Annotated in this window: 17 protein-coding genes; 11 read left to right on the forward strand and 6 right to left on the reverse strand. The window is 72.1% G+C overall.

Annotated elements, in window-relative coordinates; genetic code table 11:
• The first annotated feature begins 119 nt into the window (after positions 1–119).
• The 3 genes from ACIQ7M_RS22180 (at position 120) to ACIQ7M_RS22190 (ending at position 5,030) form a co-directional block, all read left to right on the forward strand.
• Complete coding sequence (locus ACIQ7M_RS22180; protein ID WP_355771617.1) at positions 120–1,106, forward strand: SMI1/KNR4 family protein; 987 nt, start codon at positions 120–122, stop codon at positions 1,104–1,106.
• A gap of 7 nt (positions 1,107–1,113) precedes the next feature.
• The gene (locus ACIQ7M_RS22185) at positions 1,114–3,855 is read left to right on the forward strand and encodes an SUKH-4 family immunity protein (RefSeq protein ID WP_403646835.1); all 2,742 of its coding nucleotides are present in this window, start codon (positions 1,114–1,116) and stop codon (positions 3,853–3,855) included.
• Positions 3,856–4,142: 287 nt separating this feature from the next.
• Positions 4,143–5,030 (forward strand): cellulose-binding protein, encoded by an 888-nt coding sequence (locus ACIQ7M_RS22190; protein WP_403646838.1) that lies wholly within the window; start codon positions 4,143–4,145, stop codon positions 5,028–5,030.
• 321 nt (positions 5,031–5,351) lie between these two features.
• On the opposite strand, the gene ACIQ7M_RS22195 is transcribed toward ACIQ7M_RS22190, so the two are convergent.
• The 3 genes from ACIQ7M_RS22195 to ACIQ7M_RS22205 form a co-directional block, all read right to left on the reverse strand.
• A complete protein-coding gene (locus tag ACIQ7M_RS22195) occupies positions 5,352–6,986 on the reverse strand; it encodes a cation acetate symporter (RefSeq protein WP_355771610.1) in 1,635 nt (544 codons plus the stop codon).
• Complete coding sequence (locus tag ACIQ7M_RS22200) at positions 6,983–7,540, reverse strand: DUF485 domain-containing protein (RefSeq protein WP_403646841.1); 558 nt, start codon at positions 7,538–7,540, stop codon at positions 6,983–6,985. The genes ACIQ7M_RS22195 and ACIQ7M_RS22200 overlap by 4 nt, the downstream gene beginning before the upstream one ends.
• Positions 7,541–8,026: 486 nt before the next feature.
• Positions 8,027–9,574, reverse strand: a complete 1,548-nt coding sequence (locus tag ACIQ7M_RS22205; protein WP_403646844.1) for an MFS transporter — start codon at positions 9,572–9,574, stop codon at positions 8,027–8,029.
• A gap of 428 nt (positions 9,575–10,002) precedes the next feature.
• Between ACIQ7M_RS22205 and ACIQ7M_RS22210 the strand changes: the two genes are divergently transcribed.
• The 3 genes from ACIQ7M_RS22210 (at position 10,003) to mfd (ending at position 17,238) form a co-directional block, all read left to right on the forward strand.
• Entirely contained in the window at positions 10,003–10,791 is a 789-nt protein-coding gene (locus ACIQ7M_RS22210; RefSeq protein WP_355771601.1) for an ABC transporter ATP-binding protein, read from the forward strand.
• Positions 10,788–13,367: an ABC transporter permease gene (locus ACIQ7M_RS22215; RefSeq protein WP_403646849.1), complete on the forward strand. Its 2,580-nt coding sequence runs from the start codon at positions 10,788–10,790 to the stop codon at positions 13,365–13,367. The genes ACIQ7M_RS22210 and ACIQ7M_RS22215 overlap by 4 nt, the downstream gene beginning before the upstream one ends.
• Positions 13,368–13,686: 319 nt before the next feature.
• Complete coding sequence (mfd, locus tag ACIQ7M_RS22220; RefSeq protein WP_403646852.1) at positions 13,687–17,238, forward strand: transcription-repair coupling factor; 3,552 nt, start codon at positions 13,687–13,689, stop codon at positions 17,236–17,238.
• Positions 17,239–17,357: 119 nt separating this feature from the next.
• On the opposite strand, the gene ACIQ7M_RS22225 is transcribed toward mfd, so the two are convergent.
• Positions 17,358–17,948: a TetR/AcrR family transcriptional regulator gene (locus ACIQ7M_RS22225; protein WP_355771545.1), complete on the reverse strand. Its 591-nt coding sequence runs from the start codon at positions 17,946–17,948 to the stop codon at positions 17,358–17,360.
• Between the two features lie 168 nt (positions 17,949–18,116).
• On the opposite strand from ACIQ7M_RS22225, the gene ACIQ7M_RS22230 reads away from it, so the two are divergent.
• Positions 18,117–19,019 carry a hypothetical protein gene (locus tag ACIQ7M_RS22230; RefSeq protein WP_403646990.1) on the forward strand — a complete coding sequence of 301 codons (903 nt, stop codon included), beginning with the start codon at positions 18,117–18,119 and terminating at the stop codon, positions 19,017–19,019.
• A 185-nt stretch (positions 19,020–19,204) separates the two neighbouring features.
• Here ACIQ7M_RS22230 and ACIQ7M_RS22235 read toward each other — a convergent pair whose 3' ends face one another.
• Positions 19,205–19,396 (reverse strand): antitoxin, encoded by a 192-nt coding sequence (locus ACIQ7M_RS22235; protein WP_355771551.1) that lies wholly within the window; start codon positions 19,394–19,396, stop codon positions 19,205–19,207.
• 162 nt (positions 19,397–19,558) lie between these two features.
• Here ACIQ7M_RS22235 and ACIQ7M_RS22240 point away from each other — a divergent pair, with 162 nt between their 5' ends.
• From ACIQ7M_RS22240 to ACIQ7M_RS22255, 4 genes are all read left to right on the forward strand, one after another.
• Positions 19,559–20,290: an HNH endonuclease family protein gene (locus ACIQ7M_RS22240; RefSeq protein ID WP_403646857.1), complete on the forward strand. Its 732-nt coding sequence runs from the start codon at positions 19,559–19,561 to the stop codon at positions 20,288–20,290.
• 240 nt (positions 20,291–20,530) lie between these two features.
• Entirely contained in the window at positions 20,531–20,872 is a 342-nt protein-coding gene (locus tag ACIQ7M_RS22245; RefSeq protein ID WP_403646859.1) for a hypothetical protein, read from the forward strand.
• A 122-nt stretch (positions 20,873–20,994) separates the two neighbouring features.
• Positions 20,995–21,606 carry a hypothetical protein gene (locus tag ACIQ7M_RS22250; RefSeq protein WP_403646862.1) on the forward strand — a complete coding sequence of 204 codons (612 nt, stop codon included), beginning with the start codon at positions 20,995–20,997 and terminating at the stop codon, positions 21,604–21,606.
• A 26-nt stretch (positions 21,607–21,632) separates the two neighbouring features.
• Positions 21,633–22,478, forward strand: a complete 846-nt coding sequence (locus ACIQ7M_RS22255; protein WP_403646865.1) for a transporter substrate-binding domain-containing protein — start codon at positions 21,633–21,635, stop codon at positions 22,476–22,478.
• Between the two features lie 24 nt (positions 22,479–22,502).
• Here the strand turns inward: ACIQ7M_RS22255 and ACIQ7M_RS22260 are convergent, their stop codons facing one another.
• Positions 22,503–24,368, reverse strand: a complete 1,866-nt coding sequence (locus ACIQ7M_RS22260) for a hypothetical protein (protein WP_403646868.1) — start codon at positions 24,366–24,368, stop codon at positions 22,503–22,505.
• Positions 24,369–24,373: the final 5 nt, after the last annotated feature.

Here is a 24,373-nt window from a genome sequence, read left to right on the forward strand (position 1 = left end):
CGGCGGGGTGACGGCTGGTCACGGAACCGGAGGCCCGGTGACCGGTGTCGTACAACCGAATAGGCTGTCGACATCCGCGCTCCATCCAGCTACTGAAGACGCCGCAGGGGGCAACCGCCATGACGACAGGTCGGCTCGGGCAACAAGCCGCGCCGCCGAACGCGGCCTACGCCGGGCAAGTCGTGCACTTCCCGGATCCGGTCCGGGCAGCGCGCCACCCCAGAGGCGTGCGGATCGACGAGCGCGGCTATCCCGACTTCTCGCTCTACGCGCGTGCCGCGGCGGAGATCGCCGAGCCCCCGGAGGGCTTCGGCGTCGACGAGTTGAGGCTGACGGACTACGTCTCCGCGAACGCCGCGCTCGCCGAGTCCGGGCACGAGCTGTGGGACACGATTCCCTCGGTGGCGACTCCGCACGGCTGGACGTGGCACCACGTGGCGGGCACCCGGCGGCTCGAACTGGTGCCGGTCGAGGTGAAGGCGCTGCTGCGGCACCACGGCGGTGTCGCGACCGCGGCCGTCGACCACTCCAAGCGGGGGACGCGGCCGTTGCAGGAGACGCGGCCCGCGCACTTCGGTCTGCCGAAGTCGTCGGTCGCGGTGACCGAGCAGCAGGTGCAGGCGGTCGAGGAGGACCTCGGTTACCGGCTGCCCGGCGCCTACCGGTCCTTCCTGAAGGCCGCGGGCGGGTGCGCTCCGGTCGGCGCCGCGCTCGACGCGGAGCTCGGACTGCTGGTGGACCAGCCGCTGTTCACCGTGCGCGACGAGGCCGCGGTCAACGACCTGGTGTACGTCAACAAGTGTCTGCGCGACCATCTGACCAAGGACTACCTGGGCGTCGGGTTCGTGCAGGGCGGTCTGCTGGCCGTGAAGGTGAAGGGCGACCGGATCGGTTCGGTCTGGTTCTGCGCGTTCGACGACGCCCGTGACCAGGACGAGTGGCCGGCGGCCGAGCGGGTGCAGCGGCTGCTGCTGCCGTGCGGTGACGACTTCGACCAGTTCCTGTCGCGGCTCGCCGGCAATCCGCCGGAGCTGGAGACGGTGGCGAATCTGATGGTGGACGGCGGCTTCGCTCACGCCGTGCCCGTCTCTTCGGTGGGGGAGTGAGGTTGCGATGGTGACCTTCGCACAGGCGCAGGAGCGCGCGGAAGAGTGGATCAACGGGGATGTGCCCGGGTACCAGCACCGTGAGGTGCGGGTGCGCGAGTTCGAACTCGGTTTCGTCGTATGGGCGGAGGACCGCGCCGAGGGGCCGCGTTCCGACGGGGGCGCGCAGCGGCTCGTCATCGCGCGGGACAGCGGGGAGGCCACGCTGTGGCCCGCGCTGCCGGTGGGTGAGGTCATCCGCCGGTACGAGGAGGAGTACGGGGCGCCGGCCGGGGCCCCCGAACCGGCGCCGGCGCCCGCGGCCCGGGTCGATCTGAACCAGACGTCGTTCCTGCTGAGTCCTCCGGAGTGGCTTCAGGAGGCCGCGGACAGGATGGGGATCCCGGACCGGCGTGCCGGGTCGGGATCCTCCGGCTCCGACGGGGCCGGTTCCCGTCCCGCCGCCGCTTCGGCGGGCGGCTCCGCGAACGGGGCCGCGACGGGCGGGAGTTCGCCTTCCGGTGCGCCGGGGGACTCCGGGGAGCACGGGGCCGCGGCCGCGCCGGGAGTGCACGCCGCCTCCCCGGCTACCACGCCGGGTGTGCCCGTGCCGGGCCCCGCTTCCGCCCCGGTTCCCGGCGGCGCCACGCCGTGGCCGGACGCCGCGACCGACGACGAGGTCCCGGACCGGCAGGACATGAGGCCGGCCGTTCCCGCCGACGCGACCCCCTGGGCGGGGACGGACACGAACGCCGATCCCGGGGACGACCGTTCCGTACCGCTGCCGGCGACCGTGTTCGCCCCGCCGCTGACGGACGTCGACGACTCGCACACTCCGCCGCCGGTGGCCGCGCACGATCAGACCGCCCTGATGTCCGGGGGCAGCCGGCTCCCGCGCACGACGGTGTCGCCGGTCGCCGCAGGCCCGAACCCGCCCGCGCCGTCGGGTGGTTCGCCGGGCCACGGTGTGCCGGACGCCTCGGCCTACGGTTATCCGCAGGGTCCCGGCGCGGGACCGGGCACTCCGCCGCCCGGCACTCCGTCGGCTCCGGGTGCCCCCGGTACGCCGCCGCCCGCCGTGCCGTCGCGGCCGCTGCCGCCGAACGCGGGTGACATCGCCGACGCCGCGACCAGCAAGGCGCAGCCGCCCCGAGCGGCGCGCGGCGCCTCCGCGGGCACTCCGCATCCGCCGAGCGCCCCGGGTGTGCCGGGAGCGCGGCCGGGCAGTACGCCTCCGCCGCCCGGACCGGGCGCGCCCGCGGGCGGCTACGTGCCGACCCAGCTCGTCTCACAGCTCGGGCCGGACGGGCCCGAGCCGGTGCCCGGTGCGCCCACGCCGCCCGGCGCCACGCCTCCTCCGGGCGGTGTCCACCACGCCGCGACGATGCTGGCGGGGCCCGCGGTGGGCGGTCCCGGCGCGCCGCAGCCTCCGGGCGCCCCCGGCGTCCCGGGAGCGCCCTGGCAGCAGGCGGGTCCCGGTGTGCCGCCCCCGCCGGGCGCCACGCCTCCTCCGGGCGGGGCGCACCACGCCGCGACGATGCTGGCCGGGCCCGCGGTGGGCGGGCCGGGCGCGCCGCAGCCTCCGGGCGCCCCCGGCGCTCCGGTGGGTACGCCCTCCGGTGAGGTGCACCACGCGGCGACGATGTTCGCCCCTCCGGCCGGTGGCCCCGGCGCGCCGCAGCCTCCGCAGGGGCCCGGCATGCCGCCGGGCGTCCCGCAGCCGCTGCCCGGCGGGCCCGTGCCCGGCCAGCCCGTGCCGGGTCAGCAGCCGGCGTACGGCTATCCGCAGTCGGGGCAGCCGACCGTCGGACCCGGCTACCAGGCCGTGCTGCGCTATCGGGCGCAGGACGGGTCCGAGCAGCAGCTCATCCGGCGGTCCGCGCCGGGTATGCCGCACCCGGAGTGGCAGATCCTGCACGAGCTGCGCGCGATGAACGTACCGCCGCAGCAAGTGCTGGAACTGCACACGGAGTTGGAGTCCTGTGAGCTGCCGGGCGCGTACTGCGCGCGGATGATCAGGGAGACCTTCCCGCAGGCGCGGATCACGAGCATCGCGCCCTACGGCACGGATCACGCGAGCCGGCAGCAGGGCATGGACCAACTCCTCGCGCATCACAGCGAGTTGCACCAGGTCGCGGACGGTCCGGCGCGTCCGGCCCCGGTGCGGGCGCCGATTCCGCCCGTGCAGCCCGCGCCGCCGATCCCGCCGGAGGCGATCGCGCAGGAGCTGGCGGCGGCGTTCGGGCCGGGGGTCTTCCGGTTCGACCACGCGGCCGTGTCGCGGCAGGGTGTGCCGCCGATCGTGGCGCACGCCCTGGTCGTGGCGGGGCTGCCGGTCGACATGGGCCCGTTCTTCTGGGCGCAGGCCCAGCCGGGCCGTCCGGTGCCCACGCTCGCCGAACTGGCGCAGGAGCGCGGGGTGCCGGCGTCCCACGACGCGGGCTCGTACCTCGTCATGGGCAGCGACTTCGGCAAGGCGATCTGCGTCCAGTACGGCACGGCGAACATCGTCGCGGTGCCGGTGGAGGCCGGTCCCGGAGGTGCTCCGGTGCCGCCGCAGTTCGTGAACTCCGGGCTGCCCGAGTTCGCGCGCTGTCTGGCGCTGCTCGGCCGGATGTGGCGGCTGCGGTTCGGACTCAACCAGGAGCAGGCGGGCCGCTGGACGGTCGACTTCCAGGCCCAGCTCGCCTCGCTCGACCCGGCGGCCCTGGCCTCGCCGGAGAGCTGGTGGTCGGTCCTGCTGGAGGAGATGTGGGACGGGCTGCTCTAGGACCTGTCCGGCCACTCCCGTCCGGCGGTGCCTGACGGCGGCTTCCCGTGGCGGCGCGGGACGGACGAAGCAACAGCGGTACGGATGAGGCGCTCGGCCCGGGTCACGGGTCGGGCGCCTCATCCGTTCGCCCGCAAATGCCGTCCCTGACCTCGAATGACGTGCCTGTGACCTGGTTTCGGCCGAATGGGCGGGCGGAGTGTCGCGTTATGAACACTTCCGCGTGATCCATCAAGATGTGCGCGAAATCGTCTTTTCGTGTGGGTCGGGCGGAGAGGGGTCCAAGGATGAGCAGCACACGGGTGTCGCCGTACGGCTTCGTGGCCGTACGGGGGCGTGGCTACCGTCCCGAACAGGTCGACGTGTACGCCGCGACGCTCTCCCGGAACCGGGACGCGGCCTGGGAGCGGGCCGCCCGGCTCACCGTGCTGGCGAAGGACATGGAGGCCGAGGCGGAACGGCTGCGGGAGGCCGTGACGCGGCTCGCCCCGCAGACGTACGAGGAACTCGGCGAGCGGGCGCGCCGGATCCTCGAGCTCGGAGTGGAGGAGGCCGAGGCCCTGCGGGAGGAGGCCCGGCGGGAGGCCCGTGCGGAGGCCGAGGTGGCCGAGGCGGTGGGGAGTGACGTACGGGAGGCGGCGCGTGCGTACGCCGACGAGCTGCGCGACGCGGCGGAGGAGTGGGCCCTCGCGCGGCTGGGTGTCGCGCGTGACGAGGCCGACGAGGTACGCGTCTCCGCGCGCCGGGAGATCAAGGAGAACCGGGGAGAGGTGCTCACCGCGCTGCGCGAGGTGCGGCGGCGGGCGGAGGTCCTGGCCGCCGGGCAGGAGGCGGAGCACGCCGCGCGGTGGGCGGAGTTCGAGCGGGCCGCCGGCGAACGCGAGGCCGCGGACGAGGCCGGGCTGCTCGACCGGGAGGCGCGCGCCGGGGAGTCGCTCGCCCGGGCCGAGCGGGCTCTCGCGGAGGCGAAGGAGTGGGACCGGCACCGGCAGGAGGACGCGGGGGCGCGGGGCGCGGAGCTGGTCGCCGAGGCGCGGGTCAGTGAGGAGCGGATCGCCCGGGAGACGGATCGGGTGTTGCGGGAGCACGGGGAGCGGTGGGATCACGTGCGGGCGCAGATGGAGCACGTGCAGAGCAGTCTCACGTCTCTCACCGGGCGGGCCCCGGCCGAGTAGGTGGCACCGGGCCCGGGCCGTTCTCCGTTCCGAGGTCCCGGCTTCCCCCGCTGCGCGGTGCCTCTTCGCCGCTCCGCGGCGTGTTTCCCACCCACCCACCCGTCTCGGCCGGGTTCCGGCTCCGGGTTCCGGCTCCGGCTCCGTGCTCCGGTTCCGGTCCCGGGCTCTGGTTCCGGGTTCCGACTCCGGCTCCGGCTCCGGCTCCCGCTCCCGCTCCGGCTCCGGCTCCGGCTCCGGGTTCCGACTCCGGCTCCCGATCCGGCTCCGGGTTCCGACTCCGGTTCCGGTTCCGGGTTCCGGTTCCGGGTTCCGGCTCCGGTCTCATCTTCCCCTCCGTATCGCCCCCGCCAGGATCCACCCCTCCACCGCCTCGTACTGCTTCCGCTGTTCTCCCGCCTTGCGGCGGCCCGAGGCCACCGTCCCCAGCCAGCCGTAGGCGAACCCCAGCGGGATCGACACGATGCCGGTCGTGGTGAACGGGAACCAGTTGAAGTCGGCGTCGGGGAACGCGGCGGTGGGGGAGCCGGAGACGAGGTTGGTGCCGGGCATGAGCACGAGGACGGTGAGGGTGCCGCCGATCAGGGTGGCGAGGAGGCCGGCGCGGGTGTAGCGGCGCCAGAAGAGCCCGTAGACCAGCGCGGGCGCGATCGCGGAGGCGCCGAGGCAGAAGGACAGGGTGACCAGGGGCTGAAGGCTGTGATGCTGGACGAGGGTGGCGAGCAGGATGGCCGGTGCCCCCACCGCCAGCGCGGAGATGCGGGCGAGGAGCATCTCGCGGCGCGGGGAGAGTTCGTCGTCGCGGCGGCGGCCGCGGAAGAGCCGGCTGTGCGCGAACACGTCGTGGGCGAGGGAGTTGGCGCAGGCCAGGATCATCCCGGCGACGGACGCGAGCAGCGTGAGGAAGATCGCTGTGGTCACGGTGGTGAACAGCAGGGTCTCGGCGGCGGAGACCGAGGTGCCGAAAGCGGCTTGGGAACCCAGCAGGTAGGCGGTGTTGCCCTGCGGGTCGGCCGTCGCGATCGCCTCACGGCCGATCAGGGCCGTGGCGCCGAAGCCGACGACGCTGACGATGAGGACGAACAGGGCCACGCACGGCACCGCCCAGGACAGTGACCTGCGTACCTGGCGGGCGCTGTCCGCGGTGTACATGCGCATGGTGATGTGGGGGAGGCACGCGCCGCCGAGGACCACCGTCAGCTCCGAGGTGATCATGTCCAGGCGGGGGCTGGCGCCGCCCGCGAACTGGAGACCGGAGCGGAGGTAGGCGTCGCCCACACCGCTGTTGCCGGCCGCGGCGGCCAGCAGGGTGCCGGGGTTCCAGTCGAAACGGTGCAGGACGAGGACGGCGATCACGGCGCCCGAGCCGAGCAGCATCACGATCTTCAGGATCTGGATGAGGGCGGTGCCCTTCATGCCGCCGATCGCCGCGTAGCTGATCATCAGCGCGCCGAGGCCGATGACGCAGCCGGTCTTCAGGGAGTCGGCGGAGAAGCCGAGGATGAACGCCAGCAGGTCGCCCGCGCCCGCGAGTTGGACCAGCATGAGGGGCAGCAGCGCCACGATGGTCACCGCGCAGGCCGTGTTGCGGACGGCGCGGCCGGGCATGCGGCGTGCGAGGGCGTCGCCCATGGTGAACCGGCCCGCGTTGCGCAGGGGTTCGGCCAGCAGGAACATCAGCAGCATCAGGGACAGGGCCGTGCTCAGGGCGAGGACCACGCCGTCGTAGCCGGCCAGCGCGATGACGCCGCTCGTGCCGAGCACGCTCGCGGCGGAGATGTAGTCCCCGGCGATGGCGAGGCCGTTGCGCATCGGGGAGAGCGATCCGTAGCCGGTGTAGAACTCGTCCAGGTCGTCCCGGTCGGGGCCGGTCATCACGCACAGCAGCAGGGTGACCGTGGCGACGGCCGTGAACGCCACGAGCGACATGGTCTGGGCGGACGTGGTGAATCCCGTCATCGCGCCGCCTCCCTTTTCGCGTCCAGTTCGCTCTGTCTGCGGATCCGGTCCGCGATGGGGTCGAGGCGGCGGCGCGCGGAGTGCTCGTACAGGGCGATGGCCAGGCAGGTGACGGGGACCTGGAGCAGGCCGAGCAGCAGGCCGGTCGACAGTCCGCCGGAGACCGTGCTCGTCATCAGGGACGGCGCGAAGGCTGACAGGATGAGGAAGAGGGTGAAGTAGCCGAGTGCGGTGAGGGTCGCGACGCGGCGCTGGCGGCGGTAGGCGCCGCGCAGGCGTCTGATGTCGCTGTGCTGTCCGAGGGGCTTCTGGCGGGGCATCCGCCGTCGCTCGGGCTCGGGAGGCCGGGGCCGGGGCTGCCAGGGGTAGGTCAGCCGCGTGGGGTCGGGGGCCGGCTCGGGCGGCGGATAACCGGGGTGCAGGGGGTCGTCCGCGTAGGGCTCGTAGGGCTGGTACAGGGGGGCTCGCGGGGACGGGGGCGGCGAGTAGGGGCGTTGGTGCGGTTGTTGCCGGCGTGGCCTTGGGTGCTCGGGGGACGAGAACGTGTCGGGCATCCCGGTTCTCCTTGCGTGGCTCGGGTCCGGGGCGGGACCGCAGGGAGCGGGGGGTGAGCAGCGCGCACGCTACTCGTAGGTAGCGGGGCGGCGCGACCCTTTCGCCCAACTGGGCGGTCGGTACGCGCTTACTTCGGTGACCTGGGGTGTTACCCGCGTTTACCTGTGGAGCTCTCCTGGAGCAGGCCTGAAGGTTTTCCGGTTTTCGCGTGGGGGAGCGGGTGGTGGGCGGAGGGCCGGGCGCGGTTCCGGTCCGGTGGGTGGGTCGGGGCCGTGCCGGTGCATCAGCCCGTCGCCGTTGGACGGAGACGTGACCGTCGGTGGCGACGGGCATCGATGTACCGGCACGTCCCCTCACGCCGGATCCCGGCTGCGGGTGGTTCGTGGTGCGACGGTCGTCGATGTGCTGGCACGGCCCCCTCGCGTGCGCGGCCGGGTGCGGGTGGTTCGTGGTGGTGACGGGCGTCGATGTGCCGGCGGCCGGGGTCAGTCCGTGAGGTCGTCGAGGACCGGGAAGCGGCGCGGTGCGACGAGCAGCAGGACCAGGAAGGCGAGTGCGGCGGCACCGGCGGCGCCCAGATAGACGGCGTGCACCGCGTCCGCGACCGCGTGGCGCAACTGCCCATCAGGGGTTCCCGAGTTCAGCGCGCGGGTCACCGCGTCGAGATCTCCGGCGCCGCCGAGCCGCGCGGCCAGCACCCCGTTGGCGACGGCGCCGAAGAGGGCGGCGCCGAGGGTCTGTCCGGTCTGCCGGCAGAACAGGACGGAGGCGGTGGTCGTGCCGCGTTCGGCCCATCCGACGGTGGACTGGACGCCGACGATCAGGGGGAGCTGGAAGAGTCCGAGGGCGCCGCCGAGCAGCAGCATCAGCAGGACGGGCTGCCACGGCTCGCCCGGGGTGGGCAGGAAGGGGAAGGCGAGCAGGAGCAGAGCCGCCGCGCCGATGCCGAGCACGGCGGTGTCGCGGAAGCCGATGCGGCGGTAGACGTGCTGGCTGAGCGCGGCGGACACCGGCCAGCTCAACGTCCATACGGAGAGCACGAATCCGGCGGAGACCGGGGCGAGGCCGAGGACCGCCTGCGCGTAGGTGGGCAGGAAGACCGTGGGCGCGACCATGAGCAGTCCCAGTGCCCCGAGCGCCAGGTTGACCGCGGCGATCGTCCGGCGGCGCCACACCCAGCCGGGGATGATCGGTTCGGCGGCGCGCCGCTCCACGGCCACGACGACCGCGAGCAGGCACGCTCCCGCGGTGAACAGGGCGATCGAGGGGGCCGAGAGCCAGTCCCACGCGACACCGCCCTGCACGAGCGCGGTCAGCAGGACACCGCCGCAGGCGAACACCGCGAGGGCACCCGCCCAGTCGATCCGCGGCCGCCGGTCGGGGACGGTCCGCTCCGGTTCGCGCAGATGACGGGCGATCAGCCACAGGGCGAGGGCGCCGACCGGCAGATTGACGAGGAAGATCCACCGCCAGTCGGCGTACGTCGCGAGGAGGCCGCCCAGGGCGGGGCCCGCGACGGCCGAGGTCGCCCACACCGTGGACAGCTTGGCCTGGATCTTCGGGCGTTCCTTGAGCGGGTACAGATCCGCGGCGAGCGTCTGCACGGTGCCCTGGAGGGCGCCGCCGCCCAGGCCCTGGACGACGCGGAAGGCGATGAGCGCGGCCATGTTCCACGCGCCGGCGCAGAGCAGGGAGCCGAGGAGGAAGAGCGCGGCGCCCGCCATGAGGACCGGTTTGCGGCCGAAGGTGTCGGAGAGCTTGCCGTAGACGGGGAGCGTGACCGTGACGGCCAGCAGGTAGCCCGAGAACAGCCAGGAGAAGACCGAGAAGCCGCCGAGGTCGCCGACGATCTGCGGAACGGCGGTGGACACGACGGTGGAGTCGAGGGCGGCGAGCCCCATCGCCAGCATGAGCGCGGCGACGACGGCGCGCCGCCGCCGGGTCTCGGCCCGGCCCGCGCGGGCGGCGTGCTCCCGTACGACCGGTGTCCCGGTGTTCCCCTCGCCCACGGGATTCCTTCCCCCTGCATCCATCTGCCGTGGCCAGCTTCCCACTTGAGCCTCACGCCGGGGGAGGGTGGAGGCTGTGTGGGCCCGGGGGTGGACCCGACCCCGAGGGGTTGTCCACCGGAGGGTGGAGAACCCCTAGGGGGATCTCCGTACCAGGGCTCGGGGAGGGTTCGTCCCGTCGGAGGAGGAGACGGGCCGAAGCCGTTCTTAACCTGGTTTTACGTCGTCGGGGTCGCGCTCCGGTCGTACGGACCGCACCTCCGGGGGTGGGGTTTTCCCCAGCAGAAGACGGGGCCGTGCACCAGCGCGTACGACCCCCCGGCGGCAGCAGACTTACGGACGTGGCCGGCGCACCGCGTCCGAACGGCGTGGACCTCCGTGGCCCGTCGCACCCGCTCACAGACTTTCGCAGCCCGGCAGGTCCCCCTGCCGGCCGACTTAGGAGACATACCGTGACATCGGCTGTAAGCATTCCCAGGCACGAGAGCACTGGAGGGCGTACGGCCGTCGCCGCGCGGGCGCGACAGGTCGTCAAGGCGTACGGGTCCGGGGAGACCCGCGTCGTGGCCCTCGACCAGGTCGACGTGGACATCGCGCGGGGCCGGTTCACCGCGATCATGGGCCCGTCGGGGTCCGGCAAGTCCACCCTCATGCACTGCCTCGCCGGGCTCGACACCGTCACCTCCGGCCAGATCTTCCTCGACGAGACCGAGATCACCGGGCTCAAGGACAAGAAGCTGACGCAGCTTCGCCGGGACCGGATCGGCTTCATCTTCCAGGCGTTCAACCTGCTGCCGACGCTGAACGCCCTGGAGAACATCACGCTCCCGATGGACATCGCGGGCCGCAAGCCCGACCGGGCCTGGCTGAACCAGGTCGTGGAGACCGTCGGCCTCGCGGACCGGCTCAAGCACCGTCCGACCCAGCTCTCCGGCGGCCAGCAGCAGCGCGTCGCCGTGGCGCGGGCGCTGGCGGCCCGCCCCGAGATCATCTTCGGCGACGAGCCGACCGGAAACCTGGACTCCCGGGCCGGCGCCGAGGTGCTGGGCTTCCTGCGGCGTTCGGTCGACGACCTCGGCCAGACCATCGTGATGGTCACGCACGACCCGGTGGCGGCCTCGTACGCGGACCGGGTGCTGTATCTCGCGGACGGCAGGATCGTCGACGAGATGCACCAGCCGACGGCCGATCAGGTCCTGGACCGCATGAAGGACTTCGACTCCCGCGGGCGGACGTCATGACCGTCCTCAAGACCTCGATGCGCAACTTCTTCGCGCACAAGGGACGCATGGCCCTGTCGGCCGTCGCCGTCCTGCTGTCGGTGGCCTTCGTCTGCGGGACGCTCGTGTTCAGCGACACGATGAACACGACGTTCGACAAGCTGTTCGCGGCCACCTCGTCCGATGTGACCGTGAGCGCGAAGAGCGCCTCGGACACCGGTGAGACGACGTCCGGCAACGGCAAGCCGCCGGTCATGCCCGCCTCGGTGCTCGGCCAGGTGCGGTCGGCGCCGGGCGTGAAGTCGGCCGAGGGCGCGGTCTTCTCCAGCGCCGTGACCGTCGTCGACGCCGACAAGGACAACCTGTCGCCCTCCAGCGGCGCGCCCACCATCGTCGGCAGCTGGAACGCCAACGAAGCGCGCACCATGAAGATCACCTCCGGTGCGGCGCCGAAGGGATCCGGCCAGGTGATGGTCGACGAGGACACCGCCGACAAGCACCACCTGAAGCTCGGTGACGAGATCGGAGTGATCAGCGCGGTCGGCACGCACACCGCGAAGATCTCCGGCATCGCGCACTTCACCGTCACCAACCCCGGCGCGGCGATCTTCTACCTGGACACGCCGACCGCCCAGAAGACGCTCGTCGGCCGGACCGGCGTCTACACCAACGTGAACGTCACCGCCGCCGCCGGAGTCAGCGACGCCCGGCTCAAGCAGGACGTGAAGGCCGCGACCGGCGGCCACTTCAAGGTGCAGACCGCCAAGGAGACCGCCGACGCCAACAGCCAGGACGTGAGCGGCTTCCTGGACGTCATGAAGTACGCGATGCTCGGCTTCGCCGGGATCGCCTTCCTGGTCGGCATCTTCCTGATCATCAACACCTTCTCGATGCTGGTCGCCCAGCGCACCCGCGAGATCGGTCTGATGCGGGCCATCGGCTCCAGCCGCAAGCAGGTCAACCGCTCGGTCCTGGTCGAGGCCCTGCTCCTCGGCACGGTCGGCTCCGTCCTCGGTGTCGGCGCGGGCATCGGCATCGCCGTCGGCCTGATGAAGCTCATGGGCATGACCGGCATGAACCTGTCCACCGACGACCTGACGGTGGCGTGGACGACCCCGGTGATCGGCATGGTGCTCGGCATCGTCGTCACGGTCCTGGCGGCCTATCTGCCCGCCCGCCGGGCCGGCAAGGTCTCCCCGATGGCCGCCCTGCGCGACGCCGGTGCCCCGGCCGACGCGAAGGCCGGAGTCGTACGGGCCGCGCTCGGCCTGCTCCTCACCGGCGCCGGCGGCCTCGGCCTCTACCTCGCCGCCGACGCCACCAAGGCGAGCGAGGGCTCGATGTGGCTCGGCCTCGGCGTGGTGCTCAGCCTGCTCGGGTTCGTCGTCATCGGCCCGCTGCTCGCGAGCGGTGTGGTGCGCGTCCTGGGCGCGGTCCTGCTGCGGGCGTTCGGCCCGGTGGGACGCCTGGCCGAGCGCAACGCCCTGCGCAACCCGCGCCGCACCGGCGCCACCGGCGCCGCGCTCATGATCGGCCTCGCGCTGGTCGCCTGCCTGTCGGTGGTCGGCTCCTCCATGGTCGCCTCCGCGACCGACGAGCTCGACAAGACCGTCGGCACCGACTTCATCATCCAGAACGACGGTGGTCAGCCGATCACCCCGCAGGCCGTGCAGGCCGTGAAGAAGACGGCGGGGCTGTCCCGGGTCACCGAGTACCGGGTCACCGAGGGCGACTACACCACCCCCGACGGCAAGACGCTCAAGAACACCGACATCACGGCGGCCGACCCTTCGTACGCCACCGACCTGCGGACCAAAACCGTCGCCGGTGACCTGAAGGACGCCTACCTGCCCGACTCGATGTCCGTGCACGACAAGTTCGCCAAGGACCACGGCATCCACCTCGGGTCGAAGATCAAGGTCGCCTTCAAGGACGGCGCCACCGCGAACCTGACGGTCCGCGCCATCACCAGCAGCGACGCCGTCATCGACAAGGGCTCGAAGTACATCTCCATCGCCACGCTCGCCAAGTACGTGCCGGCCGACAAGATGCCGCTGGACGAGCTGGTCTTCGCCTCGGCCAAGGACGGACAGCAGGACAGCGCGTACAAGGCCCTGAAGTCCTCCCTGCACGACTACCCGCAGTACCAGGTCCGCGACCAGACCGACTACAAGCAGGCCATGAAGGACCAGATCGGCCAGCTCCTGAACCTCATCTACGGCCTGCTGGCCCTCGCGATCATCGTCGCGGTCCTGGGTGTGGTGAACACCCTCGCCCTGTCCGTGGTCGAGCGCACCAGGGAGATCGGTCTGATGCGGGCCATCGGCCTCTCGCGCCGCCAGCTCCGCCGCATGATCCGGATGGAGTCGGTGGTCATCGCCCTCTTCGGCGCGCTGCTCGGCCTCGGCCTGGGCATGGGCTGGGGCGCGACGGCCCAGAAGCTCCTCGCCCTGGAGGGGCTGAACGTCCTGGAGATCCCCTGGCCGACCATCATCGGGGTCTTCGTCGGATCGGCCTTCGTGGGCCTGTTCGCCGCCCTGATCCCGGCGTTCCGGGCGGGCCGGATGAACGTACTGAACGCGATCGCCACCGACTAGGAGCGGTCCCGGCCCTTCGGAGGCCAGGAACCGGTCCGGGCGGTTCGGCGGGCGGTCGAAGGGGTCACCGCGTACGGGGGTCGCGGTGGCCCCGGCGGGCCCGGTCCGAGGAGACACTCTCCTCGGACCGGGCCCGCGGCGCGTTCGGGATGCGGCCCGGCCGGGGCGGGCCGGGTGCCGGGCCGGTCGCCCCGGAGCGGGACCGGCCCTCGGTGGACGGTCACGCGCGGGCGGGCCCGGAGTCGTAGGCTGGATGCCCCCGGCCCGTCCCACGTGTCGGGCGTCTCGCGTTGCCCACTCCCCGGGATGGAAGCCCTTCATGAGCCTGCACGGTCTGCTCGACGCCGTCGTCAAGGACGCCGCCCTCACGGAGGCGGCGAAGGCCGCCGCCGACGGCAACCGGATGCATGTCGACCTGGTCGGCCCACCGGCGGCCCGCCCGTTCGCCGTCGCCGCGCTCGCCCGCGAGACCGGCCGTACGGTCCTCGCGGTCACGGCCACGGGCCGCGAGGCCGAGGACCTGGCCGCCGCCCTGCGCACCCTGCTCCCGCCGGACGGCGTCGCGGAGTACCCCTCGTGGGAGACGCTGCCCCACGAGCGGCTCTCGCCCCGCTCCGACACCGTCGGCCGGCGCCTCGCCGTCCTGCGGCGCCTCACCCACCCGCGCCCCGACGACCCCGAGACCGGCCCGGTGTCCGTCGTCGTCGCTCCCATCCGCTCGGTCCTCCAGCCCCAGGTCAAGGGCCTGGGCGACCTGGAGCCCGTGATCCTGCGCACCGGCGTGAGCGCCGACCTCGGCGAGACCGTCGAGGCGCTCGCGGCAGCCGCGTACTCCCGTGTCGAACTCGTCGAGAAGCGCGGCGAGTTCGCCGTCCGCGGCGGCATCCTGGACGTCTTCCCGCCCACCGAGGAGCACCCACTGCGCGTGGAGTTCTGGGGCGACGACGTCGAGGAGATCCGCTACTTCAAGATCGCGGACCAGCGTTCGCTGGAGGTCGCCGAACACGGCCTGTGGGCCGCGCCCTGCCGCGAACTGCTGCTCACGGAGGACGTCCGGGCGCGGGCCGAGGCCCTCGCCGAGGCCCACCCGGAGCTCGGCGAACTCCTCGGCAAGATCGCCGAGGGCATCGCCGTGGAGGGCATGGAATCGCTCGCCCCGGTCCTCGTCGACGACATGGAACTGCTCCTCGACGTCCTGCCCGAGGGCGCGATGACGATCGTGTGCGACCCGGAGCGGGTACGGACCCGGGCCTCGGACCTCGTCGCGACCTCGCAGGAGTTCCTCCAGGCGTCCTGGGCGGCCACGGCCGGCGGCGGCGAGGCACCCATCGACGTCGGCGCGGCCTCCCTGTGGTCCATCGCGGACGTACGGGACCGGGCCCGCGAGCTGGACATGATGTGGTGGTCGGTGTCGCCGTTCGCCGCCGACGGAGAACTCACGGACGCCTTCGCCGGCGGGGTGGGGGACACCCTCAAACTGGGCATGCACGCCCCCGAGACCTACCGCGGTGACACCGCCCGGGCGCTCGCCGACACCAAGGGCTGGCTGGCCGACGGCTGGCACACGGTCTACGTCACCGAGGCCCACGGCCCGGCCGCCCGCACCGTCGAGGTGCTCGGCGGCGAGGGCATCGCCGCCCGGCTGGACACCGACCTCACCGACATCGGCCCTTCCGTCGTGCACGTGGCGTGCGGCTCCATCGACTACGGTTTCGTCGACCCGGCGCTGCGCCTCGCCGTCCTGACCGAGACCGACCTCTCCGGCCAGAAGGCGGCCGGCAAGGACGGCGCCCGGATGCCGGCCCGCCGCCGCAAGACGATCGACCCGCTGACCCTGGAGACCGGCGACTACATCGTCCACGAACAGCACGGTGTCGGCCGCTACATCGAGATGGTGCAGCGCACCGTCCAGTCCGCGACCCGCGAGTACCTGGTCGTCGAGTACGCCCCCGCCAAGCGCGGCCAGCCCGGCGACCGGCTCTACATCCCCACCGACCAGCTCGAACAGATCACCAAGTACGTCGGTGGCGAGGCCCCGACCCTGCACCGCCTCGGCGGCGCCGACTGGACCAAGACCAAGGCGCGCGCCAAGAAGGCGGTCAAGGAGATCGCCGCCGACCTGATCAAGCTGTACTCGGCGCGCATGGCGGCCCCCGGCCACGCCTTCGGCGCCGACACGCCCTGGCAGCGCGAGCTGGAGGACGCGTTCCCGTACGCGGAGACCCCCGACCAGCTCACGACGATCGCCGAGGTCAAGGAGGACATGGAGAAGACGGTCCCGATGGACCGTCTGATCTGCGGCGACGTCGGCTACGGCAAGACGGAGATCGCGGTCCGCGCCGCGTTCAAGGCGGTGCAGGACGGCAAGCAGGTCGCGGTCCTGGTGCCCACGACCCTGCTCGTGCAGCAGCACTTCGGCACGTTCTCCGAGCGCTACTCGCAGTTCCCTGTGAACGTCCGCGCGCTGTCCCGCTTCCAGACGGAGACCGAGGCCAAGGCGGTCCTGGAGGGCCTGCGCGAGGGCTCGGTGGACCTCGTCATCGGCACCCACCGCCTGTTCTCCTCGGAGACGAAGTTCAAGGACCTGGGCCTGGTCATCGTCGATGAGGAGCAGCGCTTCGGCGTCGAGCACAAGGAGCAGCTCAAGAAGCTGCGCGCCAACGTCGACGTCCTGACGATGTCGGCCACCCCCATCCCCCGTACGCTCGAAATGGCGGTGACGGGCATCCGGGAGATGTCCACGATCACCACCCCGCCGGAGGAGCGGCACCCGGTGCTGACCTTCGTCGGCCCGTACGAGGAGAAGCAGATCGGCGCGGCGATCCGCCGTGAGCTGCTGCGCGAGGGCCAGGTCTTCTACATCCACAACCGGGTCGAGTCCATCGACCGGGCGGCCGCCCGGCTCCGCGAGATCGTCCCGGAGGCGCGGATCGCCACGGCCCACGGCCAGATGTCGGAGCAGGCGCTGGAGCAGGTGGTCGTCGACTTCTGGGAGAAGAAGTTCGACGTGCTGGTCTCGACGACGATCGTCGAGTCGGGCATCGACATCTCGAACGCGAACACGCTGATCGTGGAGCGCGGCGACAACTTCGGCCTGTCGCAGCTCCACCAGCTCCGCGGCCGGGTCGGCCGCGGCCGGGAACGCGGCTACGCCTACTTCCTGTACCCGCCGGAGAAGCCGCTGACGGAGACCGCCCACGAGCGGCTCGCGACGATCGCCCAGCACACGGAGATGGGCGCGGGCATGTATGTGGCGATGAAGGACCTGGAGATCCGCGGAGCGGGCAATCTGCTCGGCGGGGAGCAGTCGGGTCACATCGCCGGTGTCGGCTTCGACCTGTATGTCCGCATGGTGGGCGAGGCGGTCGCGGACTACCGCGCCTCGCTGGAGGGCGGCGTGGAGGAGGAGCCGCCGCTGGAGGTCAAGATCGAGCTTCCGGTCGACGCGCACGTCCCGCACGAGTACGCGCCGGGCGAGCGGCTGCGCCTCCAGGCGTACCGGTCCATCGCCTCCGCGAACACGGAGGAGGACGTCAAGGCCGTACGCGAGGAACTGGTCGACCGCTACGGCAAGCTCCCGGAGCCGGTCGAGAACCTGCTCCTGGTGGCGGGCCTGCGGATGCTCGCGCGCGCCTGCGGGGTCGGCGAGATCGTCCTTCAGGGCAACAACATCCGCTTCGCGCCGGTGGAGTTGAGGGAGTCCCAGGAGCTTCGCCTTCAGCGTCTGTACCCGGGAACCGTCATCAAGCCGACGGCCCACCAGGTCCTCGTCCCGCGCCCGAAGACCGCGAAGGTCGGCGGAAGGCCGCTGGTGGGCCGGGAACTGCTCGGCTGGACCGGGGAGTTCCTGGCTTCGATCCTGGGGTCGTAGCGGCGGGGGTCGTAGCCGCCGGGGTCGGGGCGAGGGGAGCGGGCGCCGGGGTCGAGGCAAGCGGCTGCCGGAGCCCCTGGAGCCGGTGGTCGCGCCGGGGGCGGCGCGCCCGCGGGCGATCAGGGCTGCGGGGAGCGGAACAGCATGCCCGTCAGGGCGTGGAAGACCTCGTCCGCGTCCTGTCCGCCCACCTGGCCGTCCAGGTTGTGGCTGATCAGGAGTGTGGCGAAGCCGTGAGCGAGGGACCAGGCCGCGATGCCGGCGAGGCGGGCGTCGGGGCCGCGGCCCTCCGAGGGGATCGCGGACACGGCGGCCCGCAGCCGCGCGCCGGCGAGTGTCCGGGCCGTCGCGAGCTCCAGGTCGTTCGCGCGGAGCAGCTCCGGGGCGAACATGACCTGGAAGTGGGCGGGATGCTCCCGCGCGAAGCGTACGTAGCGCACGCCCGCGTCCCGCAGGTCCTCGGCGTCGTCGAGCGCGGTCGCCAGGAGCCCGAAGCCCTCCGCCGCGATGGCCGTGAGGAGGCCGACGCGGTCCTTGAAGTGGTGAGCCGGTGCCGCGTGCGAGACGCCCGCGCGGCGGGCCAGGTCGCGCAGGCTCACCGCGGAGGGCCCTTCGGCGGCGATGACGTCGAGAGCGGCACCGAGGATGGCGCGGCGCAGGTCCCCGTGGTGGTAGGGGCGAGCTGAGCCACTGGTCTTCGCGGGATCCATGACAGCAGCGTACGCCGAATCTAGTCGTTGACAAGTTCGGTCGGCGGATGCAATCTTGGCAGTGTCAAGTTGTGAGCGTGTCGATACGTGACGAGGGGTGGAGTCATGTCCGGGAACGTGAGCGGGACGAGGGCGACCGGCGGAGCGGGCGAGGCCGGTGGGGCGGGCATGGCCGGTGGTCACGGGGTCGTACGTGCGGACGCCGCGGGTGTCGACCTCGGGCGGGTGCGTCAGCTCTGGCATCTGCTGGAGCCCCTGCACGCCGTGCTGTACTACGCGCCGGAGGCCTTCGAGGAGGCGGCGGCGCTCGGTTACGGGACCGAGGAGCGCTGGCCCGGCTACTTCCCCTACCGTGCGGCGCCGTTGGGGGCGGTCAGCGGCCGGCGGGTGGCCTCCGCCTTCTACAGTTTCAGCCCCCGCATGGTGGACGAGTACATCAAGTCCGCGTGGCGGACGGCGAGTCCGGAGCAGGTGCTCGCGGCGCGCGAGCGCGCGGTCGACCGGGCGTACCGCGCGATCCTCGGCGATCGCGTGGACAGCCCCGAGCTGGCCGAGGCCGCCGCGCTGGCCCGCCGGGCCGCCGAGGCCGCGGACACCGCGGGCCGTCAGCTCGCCGCGGCCAACGCCGAGGTGCCCTGGCCCGAGGCCCCGCATCTCCAGCTCTGGCACGCGGCGACGATCCTGCGCGAACACCGCGGCGACGGTCATCTCGCGGCCCTGCTCGTCGAGGACCTGGACCCGGCCGAATCGCTGGTCTCCTTCGCGGCGATAGGCGCGGCCTCCGTGGAGCGCTTCGAGAGTCGTGGCTGGAGCCCCGAGGAGTGGGCCGCCGCCCGGGACCGGCTGACCGTCCGGGGTCTGGTCGGCAAGGACGGCATCGCCACGGAGGCCGGCCGCGAGCTGCGCCGCCGGGTCGAGCGTCACACCGATCGGCTCGCCGCCGCCCCCTGGCAGGCGCTCGGCCCGGAGTCCGTCTCCCGCCTCTCCGATCTGCTCGGCGAGTTCTGGGTCGCGGTGCTGGGCTCGGGACTGCTGCCGTCGGAGTCGACGCTGGGGATCGGGAAGGTCTGAGGCGCGCTGGAGATCGGGAAGGTCTGACGCGCGCGACGAGGTCCGGCGTGGCGGGGGTCCACGTGATCGGGGCGGGGAGAAGCGGCGACCCCGACCCCGGCTCGGGTCGTCAACGACCCCGACCCCACCCGGCGGGGATGCCGCGGTGGGGCTCGGATTGGAGGGGATTGCTCGGATCGCTCCGGCTATGACTGTGGGGGCCTGTCGCGGTTGCGGTCCATGCCCATCGCGCCTTCGGCCTTCTGCTGCGCGTCGTCGACCTTGTCCGTGTATTTGTCGCCGGTCTTCTTGTTGACCTGCTTCTCGGCGGCGTCGGACATGTCCGATGCTTTGTCCTGTGCCGCCCGGTTGCTCTTGAACTTGTCGAAGATGCCCATCCAGAGCTCCTTCCGGGGTGACTCACGATCGACGATACGCCCGGCGTGCGCCTCTTGCCCATTGATGCCCGGTATGGCGGGAGCATGGCGGCCATTACCTTGGGCAGACGGGAATCACGTCCGATCGGGGACGGGTCCGGGGAGGCGAAGGGGAGGGGCGTCGTGCTGCGTGTGAGGGGTGGGGCGGCGGCTGCCGCGTTGGTGGTGCTCGTCATGGGTGCCGGGGTCAGTGGCTGCAAGAAGGACGCGCTGGGCTCGGAGGGGCCGCAGGAGACGGCCGCGGGCGGCGGTGGGGCCGCGCTCACCGCCGTGGACTCGCTGGCCGTCAAGGGGCGCGCGCCCAAGACCGGGTACAGCAGGGAGCGGTTCGGTACGGCCTGGGCAGACACCGACGCGAACCGGTGCGACACCCGTGACGACATCCTCAAGCGGGACCTGAAGGACGTGAAGTTCAGCGACGGCGCGTGCCGGGTGTCCCACGGGGTGCTCGACCCCGATCCGTACGGCGGCAAGGAGGTCACGTTCGTCCGCGGACGCAGCCTGGTCGACATCGACCACCTCGTCGCGCTCTCGGACGCCTGGCAGAAGGGCGCCAAGTACTGGGACGCGAGCAAGCGGATAGCGCTGGCCAACGACCCGCTCAACCTGCGTGCCGTCGGCGCGAGCGCCAACCGCAGCAAGGGTGACGGCGACACCGCGACCTGGCTCCCGCCGAACAAGGCGTACCGCTGCACGTATGTCGCCGCGCAGGTGGCGGTGAAGAAGAAGTACGGGCTCTGGGTCACCGGCGCCGAGAAGGCGGCCATGAAGAAGGTGCTGGGCGGATGCCCGGGCCAGAAGCTCCCCTCGGGCGGGAACCCGACGGAGGCGCCGAAGAGGTTCCACGCGAACTAAGTCCTCCCCCTCAGTGCCGGGGTAGAAGGTTGTGGACGAGGGGAGGTCGTGTGTGGCGGACGACGGCCCCGACACCCTCAGCCGGGCCATCGCGCAGGCCCGGCCGGTGTCTCGACGGCAGCCGGGATGGTCGTTACCACGATGAGCCTGGCGCAGTGGTAAATCTCCCGAAATTTCATGGAGATCGTCCTGCTGGTTCTACGGTCGCCCCAACGGGATTTGATGCGGGGGGATTTGAGGATGAGCGAGGATCTGGAAGCCGTCGCTGTCACGGCCGGAGTGAACGCACTGGCGGGGTTGATCAGCCAGGTTCCCTGGTCGCAGATCGGTGCACGGGTCAAGGGTGTGCTGTCCCGGCGGGGGCGTGCCGATGACTCGGAATTGACGCAAGCGCTGGAGAGCGAAGGGGAGGCTGACCGCGAGCAGCGATTGGCCGCCGCGTTGGCGCGGCTGTCGCCGGAGGACCGGGCGGCGATCGCCGCCGAGCTGAGTACGCCGACCCACTCGTCGTCGATCGTCTTCAGCGGTGACAAGAGCCCCACCCACACCGGTCCCGGCGACCAGCACATCACCTATCACTGATGGCGGACGGAAACGCGACTCGCGCACCTCGACGGCAGTCCGTCCACAGCGGTGACAACAGCCCCACTCACACGGGGGGCGGAAACCAGTTCATCACGTTCGTCGGGGCCTCCTGGGTTCAGGTGGTCGCTCTGATCGTGGTGGCCGCCGGCGCGGCCACCGAGCTGGTGATGGCGCCTGAAGCATCCGGTGCACAGCACGTTCTCTACGGCGTGCTGGTCGTCCTGTGCGCGATCACTGCCGCGCTCTGTCTCTGGTTCGCCTGCGAATGGGGCAAGAAGAGGTTCGCCGCGTCTCTCGTGCTGGTCGTCGGCGCTGTCCTGAGCGCGACGATCGCGGCCGGCTGCTACAAGGCGCTGGCCGACCACGGGGACCTGACCGTCCCGGTCACGGTGCGGCGCCAGAAACCCTTGGCCGACAAGGACCAGGCCACCGCGGACATCGACGCGACTCCCACCCGCTCGCACGTGAGGGTGCGCGTCACGCTGCCGGACCACTACCCCACGGGCACGTGTGTCGCGTCGGCGCAGGCCGAGGTGGCGGCCGGCGTTGACGGCATGGCGCAGAAGTCGGAGGCGGTCACGCTGATGAGCGGGCAGACCGGGGACATCAATCTGCATGGGGCCCGCAAGGACGTTGAACTGACCGTCGTGATCCACGCCGGCGAAGGGTGCTTGATGGACCTCGCCTTCGAGCCCGCCGTCCTGCACGACGATGAATGGTGGCTGCCGTGAGGCGAATACGGTCCTGGACCGCTCTCATGTCCTGTGCGTTGCTCGCTCCCGCCACCACCGCTTGCGGATCGGACGCATGGCCCGGTGGCGAGGAAGTCCGGATCGGAGTGAAGGGCGACCAGCCAGGTACGGGATTCCAGAACGGTTCGTACGCGGTGCGGTCGGGGTTCGACATCAAGATCGCACGACTGGCCGCGGACGCCCTCCACAAGCCGCCCGAGTTCAGGAACGTGCCGTCGGAGGACCGGCAGACCGACCTCGACGGAAAGCATCACATCGACCTCGTCGTAGCCACCTACTCGATCAACAATCCCCGGCTCACGGGTTCGAACGGGCTTCCCGCCCATGACTTCGCCGGGCCGTACGCGGTCACCTATCAGGGGTTCCTCGTACGCAAGAAGGGCCCGCGGGTCCGGGGCATGAGCGATCTCAAGGGCAAGCGGGTCTGCACCTGGACCGGTACGACCTCGTCCCCGACCATCGACCAGAGGACGACGGGGCTGGTACCCGTCCAGGACTCCGACGCATCGAAGTGCGTCGCCGATCTGCTGTCGGGCGCGGTGGACGCCGTCTCCTCGGACCAGTTGATCCTTTACGGCTTCACACAGCTCCACAAGGACCTCGAAGTCGTTCCGCATCTGACGATCGGGGACGCCCAGTACTACGGCGTCGGGCTGCCCAAAAAGCATCGCGGAGCCTGTGCGGACATCAAGAAGGCATTGAAGGAGTACGTGAACTCGGAGGACTGGAGCCGGGATTTCAAGAACGAACTTCCCTCGATCCCGGCCGCCGATCCGAACTGGGAGAGCCGCTTCAAGCCGAGGGACGCGCAGCTGGATACGTACTCGTGCCGCGACCGGATCGGTTCCTAGCCCGGGAGCGCCGCATTCGTCCTGTCAGCCGATCGCGAGCAGCAGTCGGGACGTGGTGCGGAGTTCTTCGTCCGGGTGGCCCTGGCCCGAGAAGGGGGTGTCGGTGAGCAGGCGCTTCGGGGAGGACGCGTAGGACTGGAGGGACGGGTGGAGTTCCTCCGGGCAACAGCCCGTCGTGACGAGGGCCTTGAGGGCGCTGAGGCCCACCGGGGTGGTGCCGGCCAGGTCGGCGAGGACGGGGACGGCGCGGTCCGGGGAACCGGTGATCCAGTGGTGGGCCTCGGCGGCCGCCTTGCGCGTCCAGTCGTGGCCGGACTCCAGCAGCGGCTCGATACGGGGGAGCAGGGGAGCGGCCGCGCCGCCCATCGGCTCCAGACCGCTCAGGTACCAGTGGGCCTGGCTTCTGGAGGAGAGCAGCTCCTCGTAGGTGCGAAGTGCCGTGTCGGGGTCGCCGGTCAGGCGGTGGTGGGCCACTGCGGCCGAGGCCCTCAGCGAGGCGTCCGAGCTCCGCGTGGCTTCGTGCAGCAGGTCGGTGATCTCCGGCGTGTTCACCGCGTCGGCGCCGAGCCGGCGCGCGGCGACGATGGCCGCGCGGCGGGTCCTCAGGCAGTCGATCAGCTCGGGCCGGGCCGCGCGGGCCTCGGCGCCGAACGCGTCCAGGGCCCGGACCAGGGCGATGCCGTCGTTCCCGGTGGCGCCCGCGGCCAGCTCTCGGCGTATCACCGGTATCAGCCGGTGGGCCGCCTCCGGGAAGCGCCGGGCCGCCGCTTCGAGCAGCCGGGCGGTGGGGCGCTCGATCACGAGGTCCACGGCGCGCGGGTCGCGGGAGTGCGTCAGGGCGAGGAGCGCCGGTTCGGCGCTCTCGTCCTCGGCGACGGCGTGCCGGTGGAGCGCGTCCCGCAGGCCGGCGTCCGGGTCGGGCAGGAGGTCGATCCAGTGGCCGATCACGCGGAAGCGGGTGCGGAGGGCGGCGGTGTCCCTCGCGTGGGGGAGGGCGGCCGCCGACAGGCTCAGGACCTCGCGCTCCTTGTCGCGCCAGCTCGCGGCGATCCCTTCCGCCAGCCAGGAACCCCGTGAGCCGAAGTCCCCGGCCCCGATCCAGCGGGCGGCCACGGTGAGGCCCACGTCCGGATCCTGGGTGAGCAGCTCGGTGAGCCGCTGATCCGGGGTGGTGGTGTCCGACCAGGGGAAGTCGTCGTCCCCGGGGTCCGGTTCGGCGCCGTCCTCGGCGAAGATCTCCACGAGCTCCGGTGCGTACGGCGGTCCCGACCGTTCCGCCACCGACTGGGCCGCGGCCAGTCTGACCTCGGGCAACGGGCTGTCCAGCGGCTCCAGGGCCCGGCCGAACCGGTTCAGGACGATCAGCGCGTCCGCCCGTACGGCGGGGACGGGATCGTCGGCGTAGAGCGCCTCGACCTGCTCCACCGCCAGGGCCCGCTGCTTGTCCGGCAGTACGTCGGCCACGGCCGCGACCGTCCGGAGCGCCGCCCGGCGCACCCCGCGCTCGGGATCCGCCAGGCACGGCAGTAGCTCCGGGAGCACCGCGCACAGCTCCGCGCAGATGGCGGCGACGTCACTGCGGGGCCAGTGCGGGGACTCGACGAAGTCGGGGCCGTGGTCGGCGAGGACGGCCAGCAGCATCAGCAAGTCCTCGCGCTTGCGCGGTGCGTGCAGGGCGGCGTGCGCGAGGAAGGGGACGGCGGGGGCCGAGGCCTGGTAGATCGTGCCCTGGTGGTGGATGTTGCCGTAGAGCTCGTAGACCGCCTCGTCGGCGGCTTCCTCGTCGTCCCCGTAGAGCGCCCTGATCAGCTCCGGTACGTCCTCGGCGGGGCCGTAGGCGTGGGTCAGGTCGGACCACCGGACGTCGTCCAGCTCGGCCGGAGATCTCATGCGCA

The organism is Streptomyces sp. NPDC096324 (assembly GCF_044763015.1).
GTDB lineage: Bacteria > Actinomycetota > Actinomycetes > Streptomycetales > Streptomycetaceae > Streptomyces.

What these genes read in the sequence shown, in the direction of transcription:
- ACIQ7M_RS22180 (WP_355771617.1), top strand. Translation starts at nt 120, where the DNA reads ATGACGACAGGTCGGCTCGGGCAACAAGCCGCGCCGCCGAACGCGGCC.
- ACIQ7M_RS22185 (WP_403646835.1), top strand. Translation starts at nt 1,114, where the DNA reads ATGGTGACCTTCGCACAGGCGCAGGAGCGCGCGGAAGAGTGGATCAAC.
- ACIQ7M_RS22190 (WP_403646838.1), top strand. Translation starts at nt 4,143, where the DNA reads ATGAGCAGCACACGGGTGTCGCCGTACGGCTTCGTGGCCGTACGGGGG.
- ACIQ7M_RS22195 (WP_355771610.1), bottom strand. Translation starts at nt 6,986, where the DNA reads ATGACGGGATTCACCACGTCCGCCCAGACCATGTCGCTCGTGGCGTTC.
- ACIQ7M_RS22200 (WP_403646841.1), bottom strand. Translation starts at nt 7,540, where the DNA reads ATGCCCGACACGTTCTCGTCCCCCGAGCACCCAAGGCCACGCCGGCAA.
- ACIQ7M_RS22205 (WP_403646844.1), bottom strand. Translation starts at nt 9,574, where the DNA reads ATGGATGCAGGGGGAAGGAATCCCGTGGGCGAGGGGAACACCGGGACA.
- ACIQ7M_RS22215 (WP_403646849.1), top strand. Translation starts at nt 10,788, where the DNA reads ATGACCGTCCTCAAGACCTCGATGCGCAACTTCTTCGCGCACAAGGGA.
- mfd (WP_403646852.1), top strand. Translation starts at nt 13,687, where the DNA reads ATGAGCCTGCACGGTCTGCTCGACGCCGTCGTCAAGGACGCCGCCCTC.
- ACIQ7M_RS22225 (WP_355771545.1), bottom strand. Translation starts at nt 17,948, where the DNA reads ATGGATCCCGCGAAGACCAGTGGCTCAGCTCGCCCCTACCACCACGGG.
- ACIQ7M_RS22230 (WP_403646990.1), top strand. Translation starts at nt 18,117, where the DNA reads ATGGCCGGTGGTCACGGGGTCGTACGTGCGGACGCCGCGGGTGTCGAC.
- ACIQ7M_RS22235 (WP_355771551.1), bottom strand. Translation starts at nt 19,396, where the DNA reads ATGGGCATCTTCGACAAGTTCAAGAGCAACCGGGCGGCACAGGACAAA.
- ACIQ7M_RS22245 (WP_403646859.1), top strand. Translation starts at nt 20,531, where the DNA reads ATGAGCGAGGATCTGGAAGCCGTCGCTGTCACGGCCGGAGTGAACGCA.
- ACIQ7M_RS22255 (WP_403646865.1), top strand. Translation starts at nt 21,633, where the DNA reads ATGTCCTGTGCGTTGCTCGCTCCCGCCACCACCGCTTGCGGATCGGAC.
- ACIQ7M_RS22260 (WP_403646868.1), bottom strand. Translation starts at nt 24,368, where the DNA reads ATGAGATCTCCGGCCGAGCTGGACGACGTCCGGTGGTCCGACCTGACC.